At 70.1% G+C, this 23,795-nt stretch carries 1 protein-coding gene (cut by a window edge); it reads left to right on the forward strand.

What is annotated here, in order from left to right; genetic code table 11:
- Window positions 1-27: 27 nt before the first annotated feature.
- Window positions 28-23,795, forward strand: the 5' portion of a protein-coding gene (locus IE302_RS29410) for a glycosyltransferase family 32 protein (protein ID WP_191257672.1). It continues 21,865 nt past the right edge of the window; only the first 23,768 of its 45,633 coding nucleotides appear in the window; its start codon is at window positions 28-30; its stop codon lies off the right edge, out of view.

Genomic DNA, 23,795 nt, shown 5'->3' on the forward strand with positions numbered 1-23,795 from the left:
ACCGCCGGCGAGAAACCGACCGGTGCCGTGGCCGAGCTGCGGAAGTCGTGGGTTCTCGGCATGCAGGGGACCCTGGATCTGAGCACCGGCCGAGAGGTCCGTGGTGTGGCGGTGGCGAAGCTCGCCGGGGCGGACATGCCGAACCGGATCCCCGCCGCGTGGTGGCTGTCGGCCAGGGACACCGGCGAGAACGACGGGGTTCCGGGTGCCACGACGTTGTGGGAAGGAAGGGTCGACACCAAGGCGCCCACCTTCTTGCACGACGAGGATCTGCGTGCCCTGCGTGCCGAGGTGGCGGCGGAGATCGTCGCGCGGGAGACGGACCGAAGCGCGGGCGGGCTCCTGCGCGAGGACCTGCGGCTGGTCCTGCATACCGCGGCCCAGAACGCGAGTTCCATCGCCGCTGCCAAGGTCAGGCTGGACAAGGCGCACAGCGGCTTGATGGACACGCTTGCCGCGGCGGAGGCGGCCGCGGACCTCGCGGGCCGGGATCTGAAGGTCACCCCCGTCCTCCTGCCCCAGCGGAAGGCCCGGACACGCTTCGAGTTGCTGCGATACCCGGATTCCGGGGACTCGTCCGTGGCGCACCACCGGAGTTCGACATCAGCGGACGTGACCCTCTACGCCCTGACGAACGCGCTGCCGGTGGTCGACGAAGACCGGATCCGAGCGATGGCTGAAGGCGCGGCACGGCGCGCGGCCGACGAGGGACGTGGCCTGCCGTCCTTCACGTTCACGCTCAAGCCGTTGCGGACCGATTCCGACGCCCTCCGCGCTGAGCGCGCGGCGTACCTCACCCGGCTGGTCGCGGAAGGCGCCGCCACGGTGGCGTCGGCCGGGCAACCGCCCGGAGTGGACGTCCGCTACGGCGGTGGCCGGGCGGACCGCGAGGTGCCGGTCAAGGTTTCGGTCGAGGAAAGCGTGCGCGCCGGGGCGATCGCGGAGTGGTCGGTTCCGGTCATGAGCGCGCTGGCGGACGTCTTCGAAAGCGACCGGTCGGCGCTGGCCGCCTGGGCGGGAGAGATCGCGCCGCAGGCACTCCGCCGTCATGAGAGCGGGGAGCGCCCGCTGGACATCCGGTTCGTCCGCAAGGACACCAGCAGCAGAAAAGAGGTGTATCCGGACGCCGCCGTGAGCGCGGTGGTGAACGAGTACTTCACCGCGGCATTGCCGGCGGGGGAGCGGACCGCTGCGGATCTCGGGTACACCTTCGCGCTGGGAACTCTGCGGATCCCCCAGAGCGAGGCAGCCAAGGGAGCGTTGGCGGGTTACTCGCTGACCGTTCAGCCGGACCCGCGTCCCGGATGGCGAGCGTCCGACTACCGGGCCGCCCGCGCTCTGGACGAGCTGGCCTTCGTGCCCGGTGAGGCACGTCTGGTCGACGCCTCCGAGTGGGACCTGCGGCAATTGGTCACCGGCGTCGTCGAACGGGCGGCAAACGGCACTGCCGGCCGCACCGGCTCGGCTGAGCCGATCACGGTGCTCATCGACAAGGTGACCGCCGAGATGAGGTCCCTGACCGACGCGCGGACAAGGTACCTGACGGAACTCGTCGAAGGTGCCGCACGGGAGGCCCTACGACGGTTCGAGCTGAGCGGTACGGAGCTCGCCCTGCCCGCGGTCACGGTGAGACTGGGCAAGGGGAGGATGGCCGGCCACACCGTGGCCCGGGTCAAGGTCTCCGCCGACGCGTCGTCCGCGGCCCCCACACCGGCTGCCGAGAGGACCGCAGCAGGCCACTCCAAGGCGACCTTGAGGCCTCTGGTGCGCGAAGCCGGCAGTCCCGGCCTGCAGTGGCTGGGTGAGTACTTCAGAGGTGTCCTGGTCAGCGAAGACCTGGTCGCTCTTCGTGAATGGGCCGTGGCGATCGTGCCCGTGCTGCGGGAGCGGGGCGCACGCGGTCTGGAACCGCTGGACCTTCGGCTCGTCCGGTTCCTGCGCCAGCAGCCGGATGACGCCGAGTCTCGCGCTCGCGTGATCGAGGAGAGCCGGGCCGTCGTGCTGAGCGTGCTGGCGGAGGCCGCGGGTACGGAGGAACTGGAGGGTACCTCGGCGCCGCTGGTCTCGGTGGCGTGGGCGAGCGGCTTCGCTCGCCGAGACTGGCACCTGTGGCTGCGGCCGGGCCAGGACGGTTCTGCCGAGGGATACCGGGCGGCACGGTCCTTGGACCTGGCCTTCGAGCGGGGGCAGGCGGAACTGTCCCCGGTGGTGGAGTGGCGTCTGAGGCAGATGCTGTCCGGCGCCGCCGAGCAACACCGAGGAGACGGCGCCGGAGTGCCGGTCTCCTTCACCGTGGTCGCCTCCCGCGACGAGGCGTCGTTGAACAGCAGACGAGAGGAGCACCTGTCGAGGCTCACGGGTGAGGCCTTCCCGGGGGCGGACGTCCGATTCGAGTCGCAGGAGGACCGCATCTGGCCGCAGGGGACGACCGTCGCCTCGGTGGTCGTGGGCGACGGGACTCCGGCCGAAGTGGCCGCCGGGGTGAGCCTTCCGGCACGCGGTCGTCTGGTGGTGCCGTCGTGGACCGCCGACCTCTCGATCGAGCCGCTGAAGAAGTCGCGTGGTCCCGCCCTGACCGTGACCCGGCGCCAAGAGGAACGTGCTCCGGCGGCCGTCTCCTTGTTCCGGCCCCCCGACGAGGCCGACCTGGACGAGATGGTGGCCCGGATCGCGGCGCAGTGGCGTGGTGTGGCCGCGGGCACCAGGCCACCGGTCGTCCAGATCCAGGCCGTGCTGACCCACCGTGAGATGAAGCACGAGGACGACGTGCTGGACACGGCGACGGCCTGGGTGCAGGACCGGTTGCGCCGCAACGGGGTCGACACCAGGACGTGGAAGTTCGCGGAGTCGCTCTCCATAAGCCGCGACCCGGTGGCGCAGGTGCTCGTGTCCGTGCAGCCGTCGCGGTTGGTGACCGACGACCAGGTGGCCACGGCCACCTGGTGGGAAGGTGACTTCGCCGCGAAGTTCGCCATGACCAGGACCGGCCCGTCCCGGGGCACGACCAATGAACTCTCGCCGGCGGCCAAGGCCCAGCTCGAGATCCGTGTGCGTGCGTTCGCGGAGAAGGTGCTCGTCGGCGAGGAAGGCTCGACGCCACTGCTGCTGGTCGATACCGCCGGGTACGTGGCGGCGCAGGTGTCCGCACGCGACGCGGTGGTGCGGGAAGCGGTGCGTGACGCGCTGGCCGGTGTCCGGAGCATCGAGGATCGCGACCGCTTTCTCGACCGGCACGTCAGGTTCCGCGCCATGTTGGCCGACAAGGCGCTGAAGCGAGCGGATCTGAGCCTCGCCGAGATCACGCCGGAAGCCGCCGCGGCCATGGCCGGTGGCGCCGCGCCCGCGGAGAGTGACGAACGTGTGGCGGGCTCGCCCGAGGTGCTGGAGCTCGCCGGTCCACCCGCCCTGGACGAGGCCGAGGGTGAGACGACGCCCCAGGTGGAAGCCGAAGAGGCTCCGCGGGAAGCGCCGTCGCCGACCGGCATGCTTCCGGATGCCCCCGCTCCGGACGTTGAGGTGCCGGATGCCACGGTTCCGGACATCGTCCGAGACCTCATGGAGGAGTTCGAGGCAGGCTTTGTGCGGGTCGGCTCGTTCGGCGAGGAGTCCTCGGGTGCGACCGGTCAGCAGAGCTTCACCACCGACGGCCTGCCCGCTTGGTCCGACGGTGACGAGTTCATGGAGGGACTGCAAGCCACCTGGAACTCGCTCGATCTCGGCTTCGACGATCTCGAACCGCTCCCCGGCCTGCGCGGGATCACGCCCGAACTGGCCGCGGAGGCGGATCAGGCCAGGCAGCGAGGACGTTCCGCGGCCAGGGAAACGGCCGAAGACGACGGTTCTCCGTTGCGCAGGAAGACCGCCCCGAAGACGCCTACGACGCCCGCGGTACCGGTGTTCCCCGGGGACCTGGAAGGGGCACGCCAGTGGGTGCTCGTCGAGGGCGAACGTGTCAGGGCCTCGTTCGCGACCACGGCCGAGGACACGGTCAACGGCCACATCGAGGACGCCGTCCGGATCGTCTGGCAGTATCACCGGACCCCGCGGGCAGCGGATCCGACGAGCCTCACTTCCGGTGAGCTCGCGGAGCTGGAAACGAACTTCCACGTCAAGAACGTGGTCGCCGGCTTCCTGTGGCGGGGCGGCGACCGGCTGTCGGCCATGAAGCTCTCGCGGAAACTCGCGATCGTGCTGGACACGCAGGCCTCCTCACTGTCCGATGTGGACTTGCCGGAGATTCCGGTGTCGCGTGACGAGGCCGTGGCGTGGGTTCGTGACGCGGCGGAGCGAGGCCGTGCTTGGCTCGGGAAGAGGCCCGCTGAGGTCGTCGAGGCCGAGTTGGCGCGGGCGACGGCGTTGGTGTCTCGGTATCACCGGGTTCCGGTGTGGATCGAGGAGCCCGCTGCCGGACAGCGGGAAGCCGTTCGCCTCAACGACGACGTCAAGGATGTTCTGACGGCGTTCTTGTCGCGCGGTGCGCATGAGGGTGACGCGCAGGCACTGGCGCTCGAATTGGCGATGAGGCTCGGGACTCAGCGGACTTCGGTCCTGCCCGGTGGCGCGGATGAGGAAGCGCCCGCTCGGGCCGGTGAAAGTTCGCGTAGTGGCGAGGACGTGGTGCTGGAGGGGTTGCGGACGTGGCGTCCGTCCACTTGGGACGGTTCGGAGACGTGGCGGGACGCGTTGGAGCGGGTGCGCGACCAGCTGCCGCAGGGTTACGAAGTGCCGCCCGCCGGCGAGAAACTGACCGGCCCCGTGGCCGAGCTGCGGAAGTCGTGGGCTCTGGCGATGCGGGGGACGGTGGATATCGCCACCGGTAAGCAGATTTCGGCTGCCGCCGTGGCGCGGCTGGGGGGTGGCGACCTGGGGCGACGGACGATGGTCAACTGGTGGCGGCCCGCCCCGGGAACGGTGCCGGACACGACGGTGTCGGCCGAACGTGCCACCGACGCGCCCGAAATCCTGTGGCAGGTCCGGGTCACGGCCCGGGCGACCGACCGCTTGAAGGAAGACGACTTACGCGCTCTTCGTGATGGTGTTGGGGAGTGGATCGTCGCGCGGGAGCGTGAGCGGAGCGCGAGCGGGTTGCTCCGCGACGATCTGCGGCTGATCCTTCATACCCAGGCGCACCTGGCCGAGGCGGTCAAAACCTTCCTGCCGAAGCTGGGCGGTCATCATGACTTGCTGATGGGGATCGTCGGCGAGGCGGTGGCGGCCGCGGGTGTGGACGGCCGGGAAATCAGGGTCACGCCGGTGCTGGCGCCGAAGGCGGGCGGTGGGCAGAGGCTGGAGCTGGTGCGGTACCAGGATCCGGCCGGTTCGCCGCTGGCCGCGTATCGGGATTCGACCTCGGTGGACGTGACGCTGAACTCGGTGATGAACGCGCTGCCGGTGGTGGACGAGGACCGGGTGCGCCTGATGGCCGAGGGGGTGGCGAGGCGCGCTGTCGCGGCGGGGAGCGGGCTGCCGGGATTCACCTTCTCGCTCAAGCCATCACGAGCCGATACCGACGTCACCCGTGCGGAGCGGGAGAGGTATTTCGCCCGGCTGGTCGCCGAAGGCACCGCCGGCGTGGCGGATCCGGCGGACCTCGCACCGAGGGTGGATGTCCGTTACCTCGGCAGCCGGGGAGAGCGGGAAATCGCCGTCCGGGTCGAGGTCGGCGATGTCGCTCCCGTCGATCTCACCGAGCAGTGGTCGGTGTCGGTTCCGAGTGCCCGGGCCGGGATCTTCGCCGAGGACCGTGCGCGGTTGGCGGCGTGGGCCGACGGGATCATGCCGTCGGTACTGCGGCGCTTCGATCGCGGCGAACGTCCGCTCGACATGAGAATCGTCGTCCTGACAGCCCACTACACCGACGATCGAGACGCACTCGGAACGGCGCGCGCCCAGGTGGAGGATCAGTTCCTCCGCTCTTTGGGCGCCGCTTGGGGCAGTCGGCAGGGAAATGCCGACCTGGCGCGGCTCGGCTACACCCTGCCGGTGGGCTGGCGGAAGATCACCAAGGACGAAGCCGCGAAGGGTATGCGGCCGGGATTCTCGCTGTCCGTTCATCCGGAGCCGCATTCTGGCTGGGGGCTGCCGGAGTATCGGGCCGTTCGTGAGCTGGACGGTCTGGAATTCGTGCCGAACACCCCGCGTCTGGTCGACGCGTCGGCATGGGATCTGCGGCAGCTGGTCATCGGGACCGTCGAGCGTGCGGCGGAGAATGCCTTTGGCGGCACGGTGGAGCCGATCACGATCCTGCTCGACAAGCCGTCGAGCGAGGCGGTCGCGTTGACCGACGCGCGCTTGAAGTACCTGCGTGAATCTGCCGCAGGCTTCGTGGGTGAGGCACTGGGCCGGTTCGCCGGTGAGGGTACGAAGCTCGAACCGCCGGTGGTGACGGTCCAGGTCGCCAGGGGAAGGGCCACCAACACCACCACTGTCGCGCGGGTGACGGTCTCCTCCGCGGAGGCCGAGTGGTCCGACCACAAGACCACGCCGGAGATGATCAGGTCGATGTTGGTGCCTTTGGTGCGGGAGGCAGGGCATCCCGGACTGCAATGGTTCGGCGAAGCCGTCCAAGGCGACCTGGTGAAGGCGGACGCTCAGGCCGTTCGTGAGTGGGCCGCGGCGATCGTTCCGTTGCTCCGGGCCCGGGCCGAACGTGCTCTGGAGCCGCTGGACCTGCAGCTGGTCAGGCACCTGTCCTCGTTGCCGAAGAACCTGGACCACCGGGCCCGGTTGGTCGAGCAGGCCCGGGCCGTGGTGACGAGCGCGCTGGAGACGGCCGCGGGTTCGGAGCGACTGGTGGGTGCGGCGGCGCCACTGGTTTCGGCGAGGCTGGCGACCGGCCACGCGCGTCGTGATTGGCAGTTGTGGTTGCGTCCGGGCCAGGACGGTCAGGCCGAGGGATACCGGGCCGCGGGCACGCTGGACGTGGTGTTCGAGCGGGGTCAGACCGAGCTGGCTCCGGCGGTGGAGTGGCGTCTGCGGCAGGTACTGGCGGGGGCGGCTCAGCGGTACCGGGGCGATGACGCCGGGGTACCGGTGTCCTTGGCGCTGATGTCGTCGCCGGATGAGGCGCCGGTGAACGGTGGGCGTGCGGAGTACCTGTCGCGGCTCATTGCCGAAGAGTTCGCGGGTGCGGAGGCCCTGGTCGACTCGCGGGAAGAGAGCACTTGGCCGCAAGGGACTGCGGTGGCTTCGGTCGTCGTGGGGGACGGGACCCCGGGCGAGGTTCCTTCCGGAGTGACGGTGCCGGGGCGTAGCCGGTTGGTGGTTCCGTCGTGGACCGCCGAACTTTCGATCACTCCGTTGCGGAAGCAGCGCAACCGGACTCTGGCGGACGCGCGGCGGCGGGACGAACGTGCTCCTGCCGAGGTGACCTTGTTCGACACCCGTGCCAGGGCGCGTCTGGATGAGCTCGCGGCCCGGCTCGCGATCCAGTGGCGTGGTGTGGCGGGGACGAGGTCTTTTGTCGTCCGGATCCAGACGATTCTCTCTTGGGCGGATCTCAAGTACGAAGACGACGTGATGGATTCGGTGTCGGGGTGGCTGCGGGACGCGTTGCGTCGCAACGGGGTCGATGCCGGATCGTGGGAATTCACCGAGATCCTGTCCTCACGGCAAGCCGGCGACCCGCTGGTGGTCGTGGCGGTTTCGCCGGCCCCGCTGGTGACCGAGGCACAGCTGAAGGCGGCCACCTACTGGGAAGGTGACTTCGGTACCAGGTTCGCGGTCGGCGACACCGGCGCGATCCGCGTGAACACCAACGATCTCGACCCGGAGAGCAGGGCGCAGATCGGTGTCCGGGTGCGCGAGTTCGCGCGGAACGTCGTGCTTTCGCGAGGGGGGCGGCCGGGATCGCTGATGCTTGTCGACATCGACTCGCACAACTCGGCGCAACGGTCGGCACGTGAGGGGGAAGTGCGGTCCGCGGTACGCAAGGCGCTCGACGGTCTGCAAGGTGTCGGGAACTCGGACCGCTTCCTCGACGAGCACTTCAGGTTCCGTTTCTTCGCCGACGGCCAGGCGTCCAGGCGGGCCGAACTGCGGATCGCGGAGATCACGCCGGAGGTCGCCGAGACGCTGACGGACGGCGAATCTCGTGTGGTGTCCAAAGCCTCGGTTCCGGAACCCGGTCAGCCGGGGACGCCGGTCTTCGACAGGGACCCGCTGCCGGTCGCGGAGGCGAACTTCCTCTCGCCGAGCCAGTTCGGTTTCTCGGCCGAGGGACAGCCTGCTTGGGCCGAGGACGACGACTTCTGGCGGAACCTGGACGCGTTCGGCGAAGACCTGGGGGTGCTCGATCTCGGAGATTTCGAGCGGTTCTTCGGACAGGAGTCGGTGCGGGGGATTTCGCCGGGGCGTGCGGGTGAGGCTGAGCAGGCGAGGCGGCGTGCTCGGGCGGTGTCGAGGCCGATGGCGCCGGAAAGTCCGGAGTCGCGGGCTGACGCGCCTGTGGTGCCGGTGTTCCCGCGGGACCGTGCCGGTGCGCGGCAGTGGGTGGTCGCCGAGGGCGAACGTGTACTGGGGCAGTTCCAGCGTGCGGGGCTGGACACGGTCCAGGGAGTCATCGGTGACGCGCAGCGGTTGGTGGATCTGTATCACCGGGTTCCGGTGGCCGCGTCTCTGGAGGCGTTGACCGATGCGGAACTGGCTGCGCTGGAGACGAATCTTCATGTGAAGAACGTGGTCGCTGATTTCCTCGTCCGTGGTGGGGATGAGGTGTCGGCGCTGGGGTTGTCGCGTGGTCTGGCGGTGGCGCTGGAGGAACTGAAATCTCCACTGTCCGATGTGGACTTGCCGGAGATTCCGGCGACGCGTGACGATGCCGCGGAGTGGGTTCGCGATGCGGCTGGTCGTGCTCGGACCACGTTGGGTAAGCGGTCGGCGGAGGTCGCTGAGTCGGCGTTGGAGCGAGCGACGGCGTTGGTGTCGCGGTACCACCGGGTTCCCGTGTGGATCGAGGAGCCTGCTCCGGAGCAAGTGGAGAATGTGCGGCTCAACAACGATGTGAAGGACCTTCTCGCGTCGTATCTGGTCCGTGGTCTGCATGAGGGTGACGCGCACGCGTTGGCGATGGAGCTGGCCGCGAAGCTCGGAACCCAGCGGACCGCGGCTGCCCCGACTCTGCCCGGCGGAGCGCGCCGAACCCGGCTCGCTCCCGCGGGCGAAAGCTCGCGCGGTGACGAGAATGTCGTGGCGGAAGGATTGCGTACCTGGCGTCCGTCCCAGTGGGACGGTTCGCAGACGTGGCACGACGAGCTCGAGCGGGTGCGGGAACAGCTTCCGACGGCCTACGTGGTGCCACGGCCGGGCCGGAAGCTGACGGGAGCCGTCGCCGACCTGCGCAAGGCCTGGGCCCTGGGGCTGCGCGGCACTGTGGATCCGCGCACCGGCAAGGAAATCAGCGCTCCGTCGGTGGCGAAGCTCCTGGGCGGTGAGGTCACGGACCGGGCGGTGAACCTGTGGTGGCGCGCGGCCAGGGAAACGGACCGAGACGCCCCTGAGCCGGCGGTCGTGCCCGAGGCCGCTGCCGAGCGCGCCGCGGACGGACCGGTGAAACTGTGGGAGGGCACGTTCGTCACCGTGCGCTCGGGCCGGCTGCGGGATGAGGACCTGCGGACCTTCGCCGACGATGTGGCGACGGACATCGTCGCGCGGGACGGGAGCCGGCTCGAGGACGGCCTGCTCCGCGAAGACCTGCGCCTGGTGTTGCGGACTTCGGCGAACAAGCCGGACCGGATCGCCGCGGCCAAGATGAAGCTGAACGAGGCGCTTGGCGCCCTGACGGAGATCCTTGACGCGGCGGCGCAGACGGGCGAGCGGCCGCGGATCACCCCGGTGCTGGTTCCCAAGTTCTCAGGTGAGCAGCGACTCGAACTGGAACGGCACACCGGCCCTGCGGAGTCGTCGCAGGCGGCCCACCGGGAGCTGACCTCGGTCGAGGTGACCTTGTACTCGGTGCTGGACACGTTGTCGGCGGTGGACGAGGACCGGATCCGCTCGATGGCCGAGGGTGCGGCGGGGCGTGCGGCCGCGGATGGACGCGAACTTCCCACGTTCAGCTTCTCCCTCCGGCCCTTGCGGGTCGACTCCGACGCCGGCCGGGCAGCGCGGGCGGCGTACTTCACGCGGCTGGTCGAGGAAGGGGCGGCCGCGGGCGCTCCGACGGTGGCGGTCACCTACCTCGGAAACCGGGCGGAGCGCGAGATCCCGGTGCACGTCGAGGTCGGCGAAGCCGGGCGCCGTCCGCCCACTGGACAGTGGTCGGTTCCGGTCGTGAGCGCGAAGGCCGGCGTTTTCGAGGACGACCGGACGAGGCTGGCGGCGTGGGCCGACGAGGTCGTGCCGATGGTCGTCCGGCGTCTCGAAGGCCAAGAGCGTCCTCTGGACATCCGTTTCCTGTTGAAGGACATCCAGAACGCCGATTCCTCGAAGGTGAACGAAGCCGTTCGGACCCTGGTGCAGGAGTACTTCACCCGGTCGCTGGCGGCCGTCCGGCCGGAACGCGCGGCGGATCTCGGCTACACCTTCCCCGTGGGGAGGCGTATCGCCCATGGCGAGGCGGCGAAGGACGCGATGGTCGGCTACTCGCTGACCGTGCAGCCGGATCCGCGTCCCGGCTGGAAGCAGTCCGACTACCGGGCCGCCACGGAACTGGAAGGCCTGGAGTTCGTGCCGGGCCAGGCGCGGCTGGTCGACGCGGCCGAGTGGGAGCTGCGGCAGCTGGTCACGGGAGCCGTCCAGCGCGCGGCGGAGCATGCCGCCTTCGGGACCGCCGCGGTGGACCCGATCGTGATCACCGTCGACAAGATGGTCAGCGAGCAGAGCATCGTGACCGATGCCCGGGCGACGTACCTGCGAGACCTGGTCGAGGGCTTCGCCCGCGAGGCCTCGCGGCAGATCCGGGTCGGCCGTGGGAAACCGCGCCCGCCCGTGGTGACGGTCGAGCGTGGCAAGGGGCGGCCGGTCGGCGACCACACCGTCGCGCACGCCAGGGTCGATTCTCTCGGCGAGGTGCGGTCCACCGGGACCAAGACGGACACCGTTCGCGAGATGTGGCAGCCGCTGGTGCGTGCGGCGGGCGCTCCTGGACTGCAGTGGTGGGGCGAGTACCAGACCGGCAAGCTGCGCACCGCCGATGTCCAAGGCCTCCGCGAGTGGGCCGAGGCAATCCTGCCGATGATGCGGGAGCGGAACGAACGCGGTGTGGAGCCGCTCGATCTGCACCTCGTCCGCTTCCTGCACCAGCTGCCGTCCGACCCCGGCGGCAGGGTCCGGCTGCGCGAAGCCGCCCGGGCGACGGTGATGAACGCGCTCGAAGAGGCGGCGGGGCCGGACGGACTCGAGAGTTTGGTGGACGCCACCGGGCCGTTGCTTTCCGTGGTACTGGCGACCGGTGTCAAGCGCCGCGACTGGCAGCTGTGGCTGCGGTCCGGCCCGGAGGAGGCCGCCGAGGGCTATCAGGCGGCGCGTGCTCTCGACGTGCCGTTCGACCAGGGGCAGACGGAGCCGGCACCGGCGGTCCAGTGGCGGCTGCGGCAGCTGCTGTCCGGTGCCGCCCGTCAGCACCCCGCGCCGGGCACCGAGGTGTCCTTCACGATCGTTTCCTCGCCTGACGAGGCGTCGTCCAACGACCGGCGCGCGGACTATCTGTTCAGGCTGGCCGGCGAGTTCTTCGAGGCGACGGACGTCCGGGTCACCTCGCGGGAGGACGGCACCTGGTCCGCCGGAACCGCTGCCGCGTCGGTGGTCGTCGGTGACGGGACGCCGGGCGAGGCACCCGCCGGTGTCACCGTGCCGGGGCACACCCGGCCGGTGGTGCCGTCGTGGACCGGTGATCTCGGCATCGAGGCCAGGCGGAAGCGCCCGAACGAACAGCTCGCGGCAACGCGACGATTCGACGAACGCGCACCGGCGGACGTCAGGCTGCTCGGCTCAAGGGCCCGGGCCGGTCTGGACGAGTTCGTGGGCCGCCTCGCGGCGCAATGGCGCGGCATGGCCGAGGGCACGAGGCCACCGGTCGTGGAGATCCACGCCCTGCTGCCGCGCCAGGAAAAGCGGCACGAGGACGACGTGTTCGACAAGGTGTCGGAATGGCTGAGGGACCGGCTGCTCCACAACGGGGTCGACGCCGGATCGTGGAAGTTCGCCGAGAGTCTCTTCACGACCACGGAGCCTGTTTCGCAAGTGGTCGTCGCGGTGCAGCCGACGCCGTTGATGACCGACACTCAGGTGAAGGCCTCCACTTGGTGGGAAGGCGATTTCGTCGCCAAGGTCGCCGTGTCGCGGGCCGGGATGGTCCGGACCAGGACCAACGACCTCTCGCCGGAGACGGAAGCCCAGCTGCGGGAGCGGGTGCGCGAGCACGCGCGCAAGGTGCTTTCCGCGACCGGGGAGCCGGCTCCTTCGGTCTTGATCGACATCACCGCCAACAAGGCGATGCAGTTGCGGATCAGGGAAGGCGAAGTGCGGTCCGCGGTGCGCAGGGCCATCGAGGATCTGCCGGGGATCGGGGATTCCGATCGGTTCGTCGAGCAGCACTTCCCGTTCCGGCTGTACACGACCGACAAGGGCCTCCGGCGCGCCGAACTGCGCATCGTGGAGATCGCCCCGGAGCCGGAGTACCGCACGCCGACGCCGGTCGACGACGCTCATTGGCTTTCCGAAGGGCACTTCGGCTTCTCCGCCGACGGTCAGGCTGTCTGGGCGGAGGACGACGAGTTCCTGCGCAATCTGGCCGCCCTGGACGAGGGCCGGGATCCGTTCGAGTTCACCGCCTTCGAGCCGTTCTCCGGAGCGTCGCGGGAGATTTCGCCGGGACGGGCGGGCGATGCCGAACAGGCGAGGCGCCGGGCCCGTGCGGCCTCGCGGCCGCAAGCCGACGAGGCCGACAGCCCGGATCCCGTGTGGACCGAGGCACCGGCCGTGCCGGTGTACCCGCGGGACCGCGAAGGGGCACAGCAGTGGGTGATCACTGAAGGTGAACAGGCTTTCGCCCGGTTCGAAGAGCTGTCCGACGAATTCCCCCAGGGCAAGGTGGCCGAGGCCGAGCGGATCGTCTGGCTGTATCACCGTGCTCCGAAGGTCGAAGACCTCAATGCCCCCACCGACTACGCGCTCGCGGAGCTGCGGACGAACTTCCAGCTGAAGAACGTGATCGCGGACTTCCTGCTGCGAGGCGGGGACCAGGTGTCCGCGTTCGCATTGGCTCGCGGACTGGCTGTCGTGCTGGAAACGATGACGCCGGCGCCGGCCGAGGTCGAGCCGCCCCGGGTCCCGCGGACGCGTCGCGAAACGGAGGCCTGGGTGAGCGATGCGGCCGAGCGCGCTCGCACCTCGCTCGGCAAGAAGTCCGAGGACGAGGCAGGGGACGCGGTCGAGCGGGCGACGGCGCTGGTGTCGCGATACCACCGGGTTCCGGTGTGGATCGAGGAGCCCGCTCCGGAACAGCGGGAGGCGGTGCGGCTCAACAGCGACATCAAGGACGTCCTGGCCGCATACCTGGTGCGTGGTCTGCACGAAGGCGATGCGCACGCTCTGGCGCTCCAGCTGGCGACCGGACTCGGGACGCTGCGGACCTCGTCCGACCCCGCCCTGCCCGGTGGCGTGCGCCCGGACGGCGCCGCGCGGCCGGGAGAGAGTTCCCGTGCCGGCGCTGTGCTCACAGAACCAGTGGCCGATGAGGATGTGGACGCCCTGGTGGAAAGCCTGCGCACCTGGCCGCCGGTTTGGGACGGGTCACAGACCTGGCGGGACCGGCTGGCGGAGGCGCTGCCTTCGTTGCCATCGCGGTACTCGATGCCGGCCGGCCAGGGGCGTCGCACCGGACCGGCCTGGGACCTGTTCAAGGCATGGGTCGGAGGACTGGCGGGGACCACCGACCCGGGTACCGGCCACGCCGTCACGGCGGCGGACATCCCGAAGCTGGGCGGCTTTTCGGTCACCAAGGCGTGGGTGAAGGAGCTGTTGCGTGAGCGCCAGAAGCGGACCGCGGACACTTCGGCAGCGCCGACGACGCTGTGGGAAGGTCACTTCGCCGTTCGTGGGAAGCACGAAGTGCAGGAAGCCGACCTGAACCGGCTGGCGGGTGTGGCCGAGGCGGTCCGAGCGGAACAGTCGGCACGCCGGGCCCAAGGGCTCGAGCCGGTGGACCTTCGCCTGGTCCTGTACGTCCCCCGCATGACCGACGGGCAGAGGGAAGCCGCGCTGGTCAGGTTGGCCGGCGCCCAGTCCACGGTGCTCGCAGCGCTCGGTTTCGGCGGCTCGACGGATCCGAAGATCTCGACGGCGCTGGAGAAGGACCCGTCCGGCAAGCTCCGTCTGGAACTGGTCCTGCACGCGGAAGCCCGTACGCCGGAGCATTACCGGGGTCTCCAGCAGCTCGACGTGACGCTCCTCAAAGGCGTCAACGAGCTACCCCACGCGCACGCGGACCGGGTCCGCCTGATGGCGGCGGGAGCGGCCGAACGTGCGCGAGGCGGCGAACTGCCGCGGTTCACGGTCGAGGTCGCCTTCCTGCGCAACGACACCGACGCCGCTCAAGCCGCACGTGAGGCGTACTTCGCCCGCTTGGTCACCGAAGGGGTGAACGAGGGGCGTCCCTCCGCCGACCTCGTGCCGGACCTGTCTGTCCTCTACAGGGGGCGGGCGAGCATCACGGGTGCCCCCGTGCGGTTCACCGTCGGCAGCGAAGCCCGCACAGCGGGGAAGGAGATGTGGGCCACCGGCCTGACGAGCGCCAAACAAGGCCTGTACGAACGGGACGAGTCCCGGCTCGCGGCGTGGGCCTCCGGATTCGCCGCGGAAGCTCTCGCGCGCTACAGGGCGGGGCTGGCGCCGCGTGATTTCCGGGTCACCGCACACTATTCCGCGCAGATCCCCAGCGAGAAGGCCGCGGTCGGCGACGCGATGACGACGGTCGGCCGGCACGTGAGCCGTCAGCTCGCCGAGGCGGTGAAGCACCTCGAGAGCGGTCTGCCCGAAGAAACCGCCTCGGCTGCCCTGGGTTTGTCCTTCGCCGTGGGCAAGAACACTTTCACCAGGAGCGAGCAGGCCGCGAAGAACGCGCAGAGCCGGATGTCGCTCACCGTGCATCCCGACCGGCGTCCCGACTGGACGGCCGCCGACTACCGCGATGCCCGCGAGCTGGCTGATCTGGCCTTTGTGGACGGTGTCGTGAAGCTGGTCGGGGCCGCGGAGTGGCAGGTGCGGCAGGCTGTCGCCGGGGCGTTCTCCCGTGCCGTGAAGGCCGCGGAGGCGGCCGGGCTCACGACCGGCGAACTGGAGCCGATCACGGTGGAGTTCGTGAGTCGTGAATCCAACGTCCTGGTTCCGCAGCGGCGCGAGTACCTGTCCGGCTTCCTGCACGACGCGATCGCCCGCGCCCAGGCGGAAGCCGCGCGGAACGGCACCCTCCCGGACGGGATGGTCGTCACCGCGCCGACGCTCCGCGTCGTCGTGACCGAGGCGAAGGCGAAAGGCCTTTCGACGCTCCGCCTCGCGTTCGGCGGCGAGGCCGAGGTGTACAACCAGGACGCGGGCGACCTGAGGGTGACCAGGGTCGGCCGGTACCAGGTTCTGAAGAAGAAGGCGGCGGAGGAGGAGATCCTCCAGAACCTCCGGCAGGCACCGGGGACGGCCGGACTGCAGTGGCGGGGCGCGCTCTCGAACACGGATGAGGTCCCTGCCTCCCTGACGAAGTGGGCGGACGATCTCGTTCCGCTGGTGCTCGTTCGCGCGAACGAGGGTCGCGAGCCGTTCCACCTCGAGGTCGTCCACTTCACGACTCTCACGGGGAAACGCCAGGACTGGCCCCGCATCGCGGCGAACGAAGTAGATCGTTTCGGGAAGCTGCTCTCCGAAGCACTGGAGAGGGCAGGTGCGACGCTTCCCGAGGGATACCCGGCGCCGGTGGTGTCGGCGACCGTGCGTGCGCGCAAGGTGCACCGGGCAGGCGTGGAACTCTGGCTGCGGCCCGATCCCGCCGGCACCATCGCGGGGTATCGCGAGGCTCGGATGCTGGACCTCGCCTTCGAACCGGACGGGGTGGACCTGGCACCGGCGTTCGAGTCCAGGCTTCGCTGGCTGCTCGAAGGTCTCGCCGATCGGGTGCGGAGCGGCGAGGAACGCCACGGCGTCACGGTGTCGATCGAGGTGCTGACGGGTCCCGGTGAGCAGGAGACCAACGCCTGGCGGGTCGGCTCCTTGACCCGGCTGGCCGGCGAGGTGCTCGGTGACCTGGTCACCGTGGCCGCGCGTGCCCAGGAGGTCGCTGACTGGCCGACGGGCATGGCGGTCGCCTCGGTGGTGGCCGAGGAGGTACGGGCACCGGCGGTGCCGGACGGTGTCGTGGTTCCGGGGCCGACGCGCCTGGTGCTCGCGCCGTGGAGCGGAGAGCTGAAAGTCGAGCCGGTGCGCAAGAGAGCGCGCGGGACGGTGGAGGAGCACGCGCAGGTTTCGCTTCGCGATCGGGATGCCGCCGGACTGGACGAGTTCGCCCGCGGCCTCGCCGCGCGGTGGAAAACCGTGCCTGCGGGCACGATGATGCCGGACGTCAGGATCCGCTTGAAGGGGCCCAAGACGGCCATCAAGCACAAGGACGCGCAGCTCGGCTTCGTGGCGGAGCGGTTGCGGGAGCGGCTGCGCGCGCACGGGGTGAACGCGACGGGCTGGGAGTTCGGCGAGTCCGCTCAGCTGTCGCTCTCACTCCTGACACCTCAGGTGTCGGTCATGGTCGTGCCGACCCCTTTGGTGACCGAGCGGCAGATCATCGAGCTCCCGTGGTGGGAAGGGAGCTCTCTCGGCAAGGTGATCAAGGCGGACAAGAGCTACCGCCCCGAACTGCACGAACTGCCTCCCGCCGTGGAACGTCAGCTGAAGGGATGGGTGAGGGAGCACGCCGGCCGGGCGATGCGCGCGCAGGACAAGCCGTTGATCGTGGTCGAAATGGCCGTGCAGTATGAAAAGAAGCTGCACGACCACATCGGCACGATGCGCTCGGCGATCCGGAGGGCATTGAGCCGGATGCCCGGCGTTCCGAAGGACCTGGACGGCTTCATCGCCACCCACTTCCGGTTCCGGTCCGCCTACGAGTGGGACACCCCGGGGCAGGACGTCCGCCTGCTGGAGGTCCCAGCAGACCTGGTTCCGGAACTGGACGCCGCTCTCACGGCGGACGTGCGGGATGCCGCGTTCGCAGCCCGTTCCACTCGGGGGGACTTGCGGACGGGTGACGTCTCCCGGCCGGGTGAAGCGTCTGCCGGTGTCGCGACGGATACCGCGGACAGCCCGGTTCTGGGCGGTCTCCTGCCAGGTGAGCACCAGGCCGCGGACGTGGTCATGGGCGGCGCGAGCCCACTCGCCGAGCCGGGGTACGTCGACTACGGGCGTCTGGCTGAGGACTTCGCCGCCTCGGTGAACACCCTCGACGGTGACTGGACGGGGCAGGTCTCCGGGGAGTACTCCGGTTACGGGACCGTCAATTTCGCTTTGCTCGACGAGCTGTACGGCTCGGCCGGGCTCTTCGACGAGTTCGGGCCGGAAGGCCCCGAGTTCCTCGCGCCCCTGGATCCGGGGACGGCCGAGGAAGGACGCCGTGGAGTATCTCCGGGGCGCAGGGCGGACGCCGAGCAGGCCCGGCGGCGAAGCCGGGCGTTCTCGCGGCCGGACGAGTACCTCGGTGAACTCGATCCGGAGCCTCTGGGCCTCCTTGAGGGCGACGCCGTCAGCGCCTGGGTCTCGCGGATCCGGTCGGGAGTGCTGGTGGGCGACCCGTCGTCCACGGTGGCGGGAGCGGCGAGGTACCTGCCCGTCGTGGACGGTGAATTCGCGGTCGTGGTGCTCGACGACACGATGCGTGATGTGGCGTTGGTGGGCGAGGCGCTGGAGTCGGGTGGCTGGAACGGCACCGACGTGGTCCGGCTGTTCACTTGCGATGTCAACGGTCTGGCGGAATTCGCGCTGGGGGTACGGGAGGCGTTCGGCGCGAGGACTCTGCGTCCGGTGGGGAAGGTGTGGTTCGGCCTGGAGGGTGCGGCCAAGGCCGCGCAGGTGGGTGAGGTCCACTGGGACGCCTTCGGCCGCCCGTACTTCGAGGAGATCGAGCAGGGCTGGGCGGAGGATCTCCCGGCGGACGCCGGGCATCCGGAGCCTCGGTCGCTGATTTCCTCCTACGACACGGCTTTCCCCGCCGACGCTCCCGACCGGTACGACCTGTCAGAGGCGGAGCACCTCGCCCCGTCGGACACCGCTGCCGAGCCCAGCGCCGCCGAGGTGGCCTTGCGCGCTTGGCGCCCGTCGGACGGGGACGAGGCCCGGACCTGGCGTGAGCGCTACGAACGCGAGCTGGCGGCGGGCACTCTCCCCATCGGTTACAAGCCCGTGCGCGGACGCCTCACCGGCCGGCTGGCGCAGCTGGTCAAGGACTGGGCGCTGGGTGTGCTGGCCGAGTGGGACGCCGACGGGGTCCACCTGTCCACGGCGTCGAGGGTGGCCGAGTTGGCCGGTCCCGGCATGGTCAAAACCGGAACGCTCCGGGACTGGGTGAAGCCACGTGCCCGGAAACGGCACGATCCGCCCGCCGAGGCGGACCGGCAGGGCCCACAGGAGATCTCGGAGGAGGTCGCCGCTGAACAGAACCGCGTGGTGGAGGAGCTGCGGACCTGGCGCCCCACGGACGGGGACGAGGCGCGGACCTGGCGTGAGCGTTACGAGCGGGAGCTGGCGGCGGGGAACCTCCCTCGGGGATACGAGCCCGTGGGCGGGCGGCTGGCCGGGCCGCGGGCGCAGCTGGTCAAGGACTGGGCGCTGGGTGTGCTGGCCGAATGGGCCAGCAACGGTGCCAGCCAGCCTGTCGCGGCCAGGGTGGCCGCGCTCGCGGGTCCCGAAGTGGTCAAGCCCGCGACACTGCGGGAGTGGAGCAAGCCGCGCGCTCCCAAGCGACCGGCCTCGCCGGCCGCGGTCGGGCAAGACGTCGCGGAAGCTCCGGTGGGGGCTCTTCCGGAGGTCGCAGACGAAGAGAACCTCGCGGTCGAACAGCTGCGGAACTGGCGTCCGCCCGCATCGGGCGACACCCGGTCACCCCAGACCTGGCGGGCGGCGTTCGAGCGGTTCCTGGCCGCTGGTGAACTGCCGCCGGAGTACGGACCTCAGGTCGACGGCGGAAAGGTGACCGGTCCCACCGCGCGGCTCTTCAGCGCCTGGATCCTGGGCATGAAGGACTTCCCGAATCCGGCCACTGGCAAGCCCTTCACGGCGAGCTTCGTCAAAGAGCTGGCCGGCGATCAGCCGATGACGGTCAACAGGATCTTGCATCTGTGGGCCGCGCTGCGGCCCGAGCCGGTCGACCCGGGCCTGTTGTGGACGGCCCGCTTGGAGGCCCAAGGGGTCGCCAAGGTGCTCCCGGAGGCGGCTTCGGACTCACTGCGCACGGTGCGCGACACCGAGACGTGGACGACGGACGACGATCTGCGCCTCGTCCTCACCGTGTCCACCCACAAGGAGATCACTCCGCAGCGGGCCAAGCTGGCGAAGCTCATCGAACAGGTGCGGGACCTGCTCGGCGGCCAGGACATCGCCCTCACTCCGGTGCTCAAGGTCGTCAAGGGACCGATGAGGCTGGACCTGATCCGCCGGCCCGGCGGCGGGAGGTCCGCCGGGCACTACCGCGATCTGCCGTCGCTGGACCTCTCCGCTGTCCCGAGACTCCCCGGACGCCTGCCCGCGGCGTACGGAAAGCGGCTGCGACTCTTCGTGGAGGGCGAGGCCGCTCGTGCGTGGGCGGAGCGGCGTCCACCGCGGACGATCGTGGTGGAGCTCAATCCGTTCACCTCCGACACGCTGGAGAGTCGCGAGGAATGGCTGAAGCAATTCGAAGACGTGGTCGCCGGAGGCATGGCCGATTTCGCCGAGAAGCTCCCGGCAGGCGAACGGGAATCGCTCGACACGGCCGCGTTCTCACCGCGGGTGCGAGTCCGCTACTTCGGCGTCACGCAGGCGAACGAAGCACAAGGTCGTGTCACCTTCGTGGACGACGGTGCCCTGCTGCCGGAGAGCTATCCGGACGGTGCGGTGAACCAGGTGTGGTCGATCACCCAGACCAGTGGCTGGGCTGGCGTCCACCTGCAGGACCGGACGGCGCTCGAGGCGGCCTTCGGCAAGCTGGCCGAGTTGTCGGTCCGGCTCCGCGACCAGCAGCGCCGCCCACTGGACATCCGCGCCTCGTTCGTGGCCGGGAACACGGTCATGAGGCACAACAACGACGACGCCGGGCACAACGCTTCGGTTTCCGCCGTTCTCAAAGCGGCCTTCGACGCAGCGCTGAAGCATGCGCACCGCACCGGCGTCGTCGCCGATGATCTGACCACGGGCGATCTCGGTCTGACGCTGCCCGTCGTCAGCTACCTCGGGCCCCGCAGCCCGTATCTCGGCCAGTCGGCGGCCGGGTTCGTCGTCGAGGTTCTCCCTGATCCGCATCCCGGGTGGACTTCAGGCGACTACCGGGACGCCCGGGTGCTCGAGGAAGAGTTCGTCTGGGGACGCGGGGAACTCCGTGACGCCGCGCTGTGGGCGGTGCGGCAGATGCTCGAGGGAGCTTTCGCCCGCGCGATCGGCCGGGACGGCACGGTCGAGAAGATCACCATGACCACGCACGAAACGCGGTACGACAGTGCGGAGCTCAGCACCGCGAGGACGGCCTACCTGCGAGAGCTGATCGACACCGCGCTGACCTACGCACGGGCGAACGGCACGATCGCCGACCCCGAGGTGTTGATCACCCGGGGCCGTAAGCGGCAGGACGGAAAGTCCGTCCTGCGGGTCACCATCGGTGAGAACCCGACGGCCACCGGCGGGGCGGCGTTCGCGAGGCCCGCCGCCGCGGCCACGAGCAGTGTCCGCTACGACGTGGTGCCATGGGTGGGCGATCAGCTGACCGGTGCCGCGTGGGCGCGGCGGCAGGAGCCCGGCGTTCCGGGCCGCCAGTGGAGTGCGCGGTTCACCGACCGTGGCGAGATCGTCCTTGCCGGCATGGACGCGGCCGATCTCCGCTCCTGGGCCGAAAGATTCGTCGCGCAGGCACGGCGGCGCGCCGCGCAGGGCCTGCCACCGCGGGAACTGCGCGTCGTGAGGTACAAGAAGCACCTGCCGAGGACAGCCGGTTTGCCGGCGTTGCGGCAGGCGGCCAAGTCGTTCGTGGTGGATCGGCTGCGCGCCGCGGCGGGTCCGGAGGCCTATCCCGACCAACTGGTCTCCGTGGTGGTCCGCGAATCCGCGGTGGGCGGCCGGCACGGCGGGCTGGATGTGTGGCTGCGGCCCGAACAGGCCTGGTCGGTGGTGGGCCACCGGGCGGCCCGCGCGCTGGACGTGGAGTTCGAACCGGGTGAGGTGTCGCTGTCTCCGGGCGCGGAGTGGGGATTGCGGCAGATGCTGCAGGACGCCGCGGAGCAGGCGACCGCCGTCGAACGAGGCGAGGGCGTGGGCCGGGTCCGCGTGTCGGTGGCGCTGGTGGCGGCGCCGGAGAGCCCCATCCTGGCGGCGGCTCGCAGGAACTACCTGAAGTCGCTGGCGGAGCGAGTCTTCGAAGACCACGCGGGCGACCGGGTGGCGGTCGACTTCCAGGACGCCGGATCCGCGGCGGAGAAACTCTGGCCGCGCGGGACCGCGGTGGCGCGGATCGTCGTGGATGACGGGGAGGCACGCCCGGTGGCTCCGGGCGTGGAGGTGGCCCGTCCGGTGCGCCTGGTGCTTCCCTCCTGGTCGGCCGAGCTCGCGATCACGGAGAAAGCGAAGACGCCGTCCGTGTCACTGGCCGAAAACGATGACCTTGACCGGCTCGGTGCGTTCACCGATGAGCTGGCGCGTCAATGGACCGGCCTGAGGACCGGCGCGTCGATGCCGGACATCCACGTCCGCATGACCTTGGTGGCCAGGGAGACGAAACACCAGGGCGAGGTGGAGAGGTTCGTCGAGACCCGGTTGCGGGAACTGCTGCGGGACCGGGGCACGGACACCGCCGGCTGGAGGTTCACCTCGGTGCCGGTGAAAGGCAGGGGACTCGACTCGGCCGTCGAGGTGATGGTGCTGCCGACGCCGTTGCGGACCGAGGAACAGGTGCGGTCTTCGGTCACGTGGGAAGGTGCTTTCCTCGGCTGGTCGGCCGCGGCGGCAAGCGGCGACCGGAAGCTGCCGATCTCGGACGAGCTGTCCGAAGCGATGAAGCAGCAGATCGCGTGGCGGGTCCAGACGTTCGCCGAGCACGTGCTGGCGGCAGAGGACGGCCAGGCCCCCACACTCGTCGTCGAGTACGTCGCGACGAGCTCGCGCTCCTCGGTCGAACGATCGACACAGCTGGCGACCGTCATGCGGGCCGCGCTGGGCAACGGGGGGCTCCGGCGGCTGCGCGGGACAGTACCTGGAGAACTCGACAGGTTCCTTCGCGACCATGTCGAGTTCAGGCTGACGAACTCGGCGACGGGGCATGAGCAAACCTGGGCGCCGGGGGTGGATCTCCGCATCACCGAGGTTCCGGCGGACAACCAGTCCACAGTGGACCTATTGGCTCGCGGTCGATCCGCATCGCCGGACGTCCTCGACGAGATGGTCGTGAGCCCGGTACCGGATGATTCGCCGCCGGTGGCGGATACGGTGCCCGGGGACGTGGAGCCGGTCGTCCCCACGATCGACTATTCGCAGGAGTTCGCCGATTTCGCCGCGTCGTTGGAGAACGAGCACGTATTCGGCTTCGCGTATCAGGACTCGTACGGCCAGGCGGAACTGGACCTGATCGACCAGATCTACGGATCCGGAAGCCTCTTCGACGCCTTCGGCCTTGGCGCGCTCGATTTCGACCAAGTCGAGGATCCGGTCCTCGGGACCGCCCTCCGTGATGTCTCGCCTGGACGCCGGGAGGAGGCCGAGCAGGAGCGGGGTCAGCGCCGGGCTCTGTCGCGGCCTGGCCCGTACGAGGGCGGCACCGCCTTCGAACCGCTGGGCGTTTTCGAAGGAACTTTCGTCACCGGCTGGGTGACGCGGATTCGTTCCGGTGTCGTGGTGGGCGATCCGACGTCCGAGGTGGCCGTGGCGGCGGGGTATCTGCCGCGGGTGGACGGTGAGTTCGCCGTGGTGGTGCTGGACGACACGATGCGTGACGTGGCGCTGGTGGGTGAGGCGCTGCGGGAGGGCGGCTGGGACGGCACCGATGTGGTGCGCTTGTTCACCTGCGATGTCAACGACGCGGCCGGATTCGCCCTGGGCGTGCGCGCCGCGTTCGGCACGAGGACGCTGCGGCCTGCGGGCAAGGTGTGGTTCGGCCTCGAAGGCCCGGACAAGGCCGTCCAGGTCGGCGACATCCGCTACGATGACTTCGGCCTGCCGGTCTTCGAGGAGGTCGAGCCGGGCTGGCTGGAGGATCTCCCGGCGGACTCCGGGCACCCGGAGCCGTGGACGATGCCGTCGGCCTACGACGAGACCTTCCCCCTCGACGCGCCTCACCGCTATGACCTGGACGAGCCGCGGCACCTGGCGCCGTCCCTGCGGACGTCCGTCGAGACGAACCGCAGCGGACGTCAGGAACGTGGCCGGGCCGGTTCGGGAGAACTGCGGACGCGGCGTTCGCGGTCGGCCTCCGGCTGGCGATCCCGTTCGGTGTCGGTGGCGCCGTCGTCGACGGTGCACGAAGGAGCCCCGGTCATGTCGTCGGATCCGGTGATCCGGGCGGCGCAGGAGCTCGCGGACCAGGCGCGGCTCGATCGTCCTTCCGTGGTCGGCGACGTCGACTTCGCCGCCGTGCGCGACTCGGCGCTCGA

Origin of the sequence: Amycolatopsis oliviviridis, assembly GCF_014654365.1 — a bacterium.
Taxonomy (GTDB): Bacteria; Actinomycetota; Actinomycetes; order Mycobacteriales; family Pseudonocardiaceae; genus Amycolatopsis; species Amycolatopsis oliviviridis.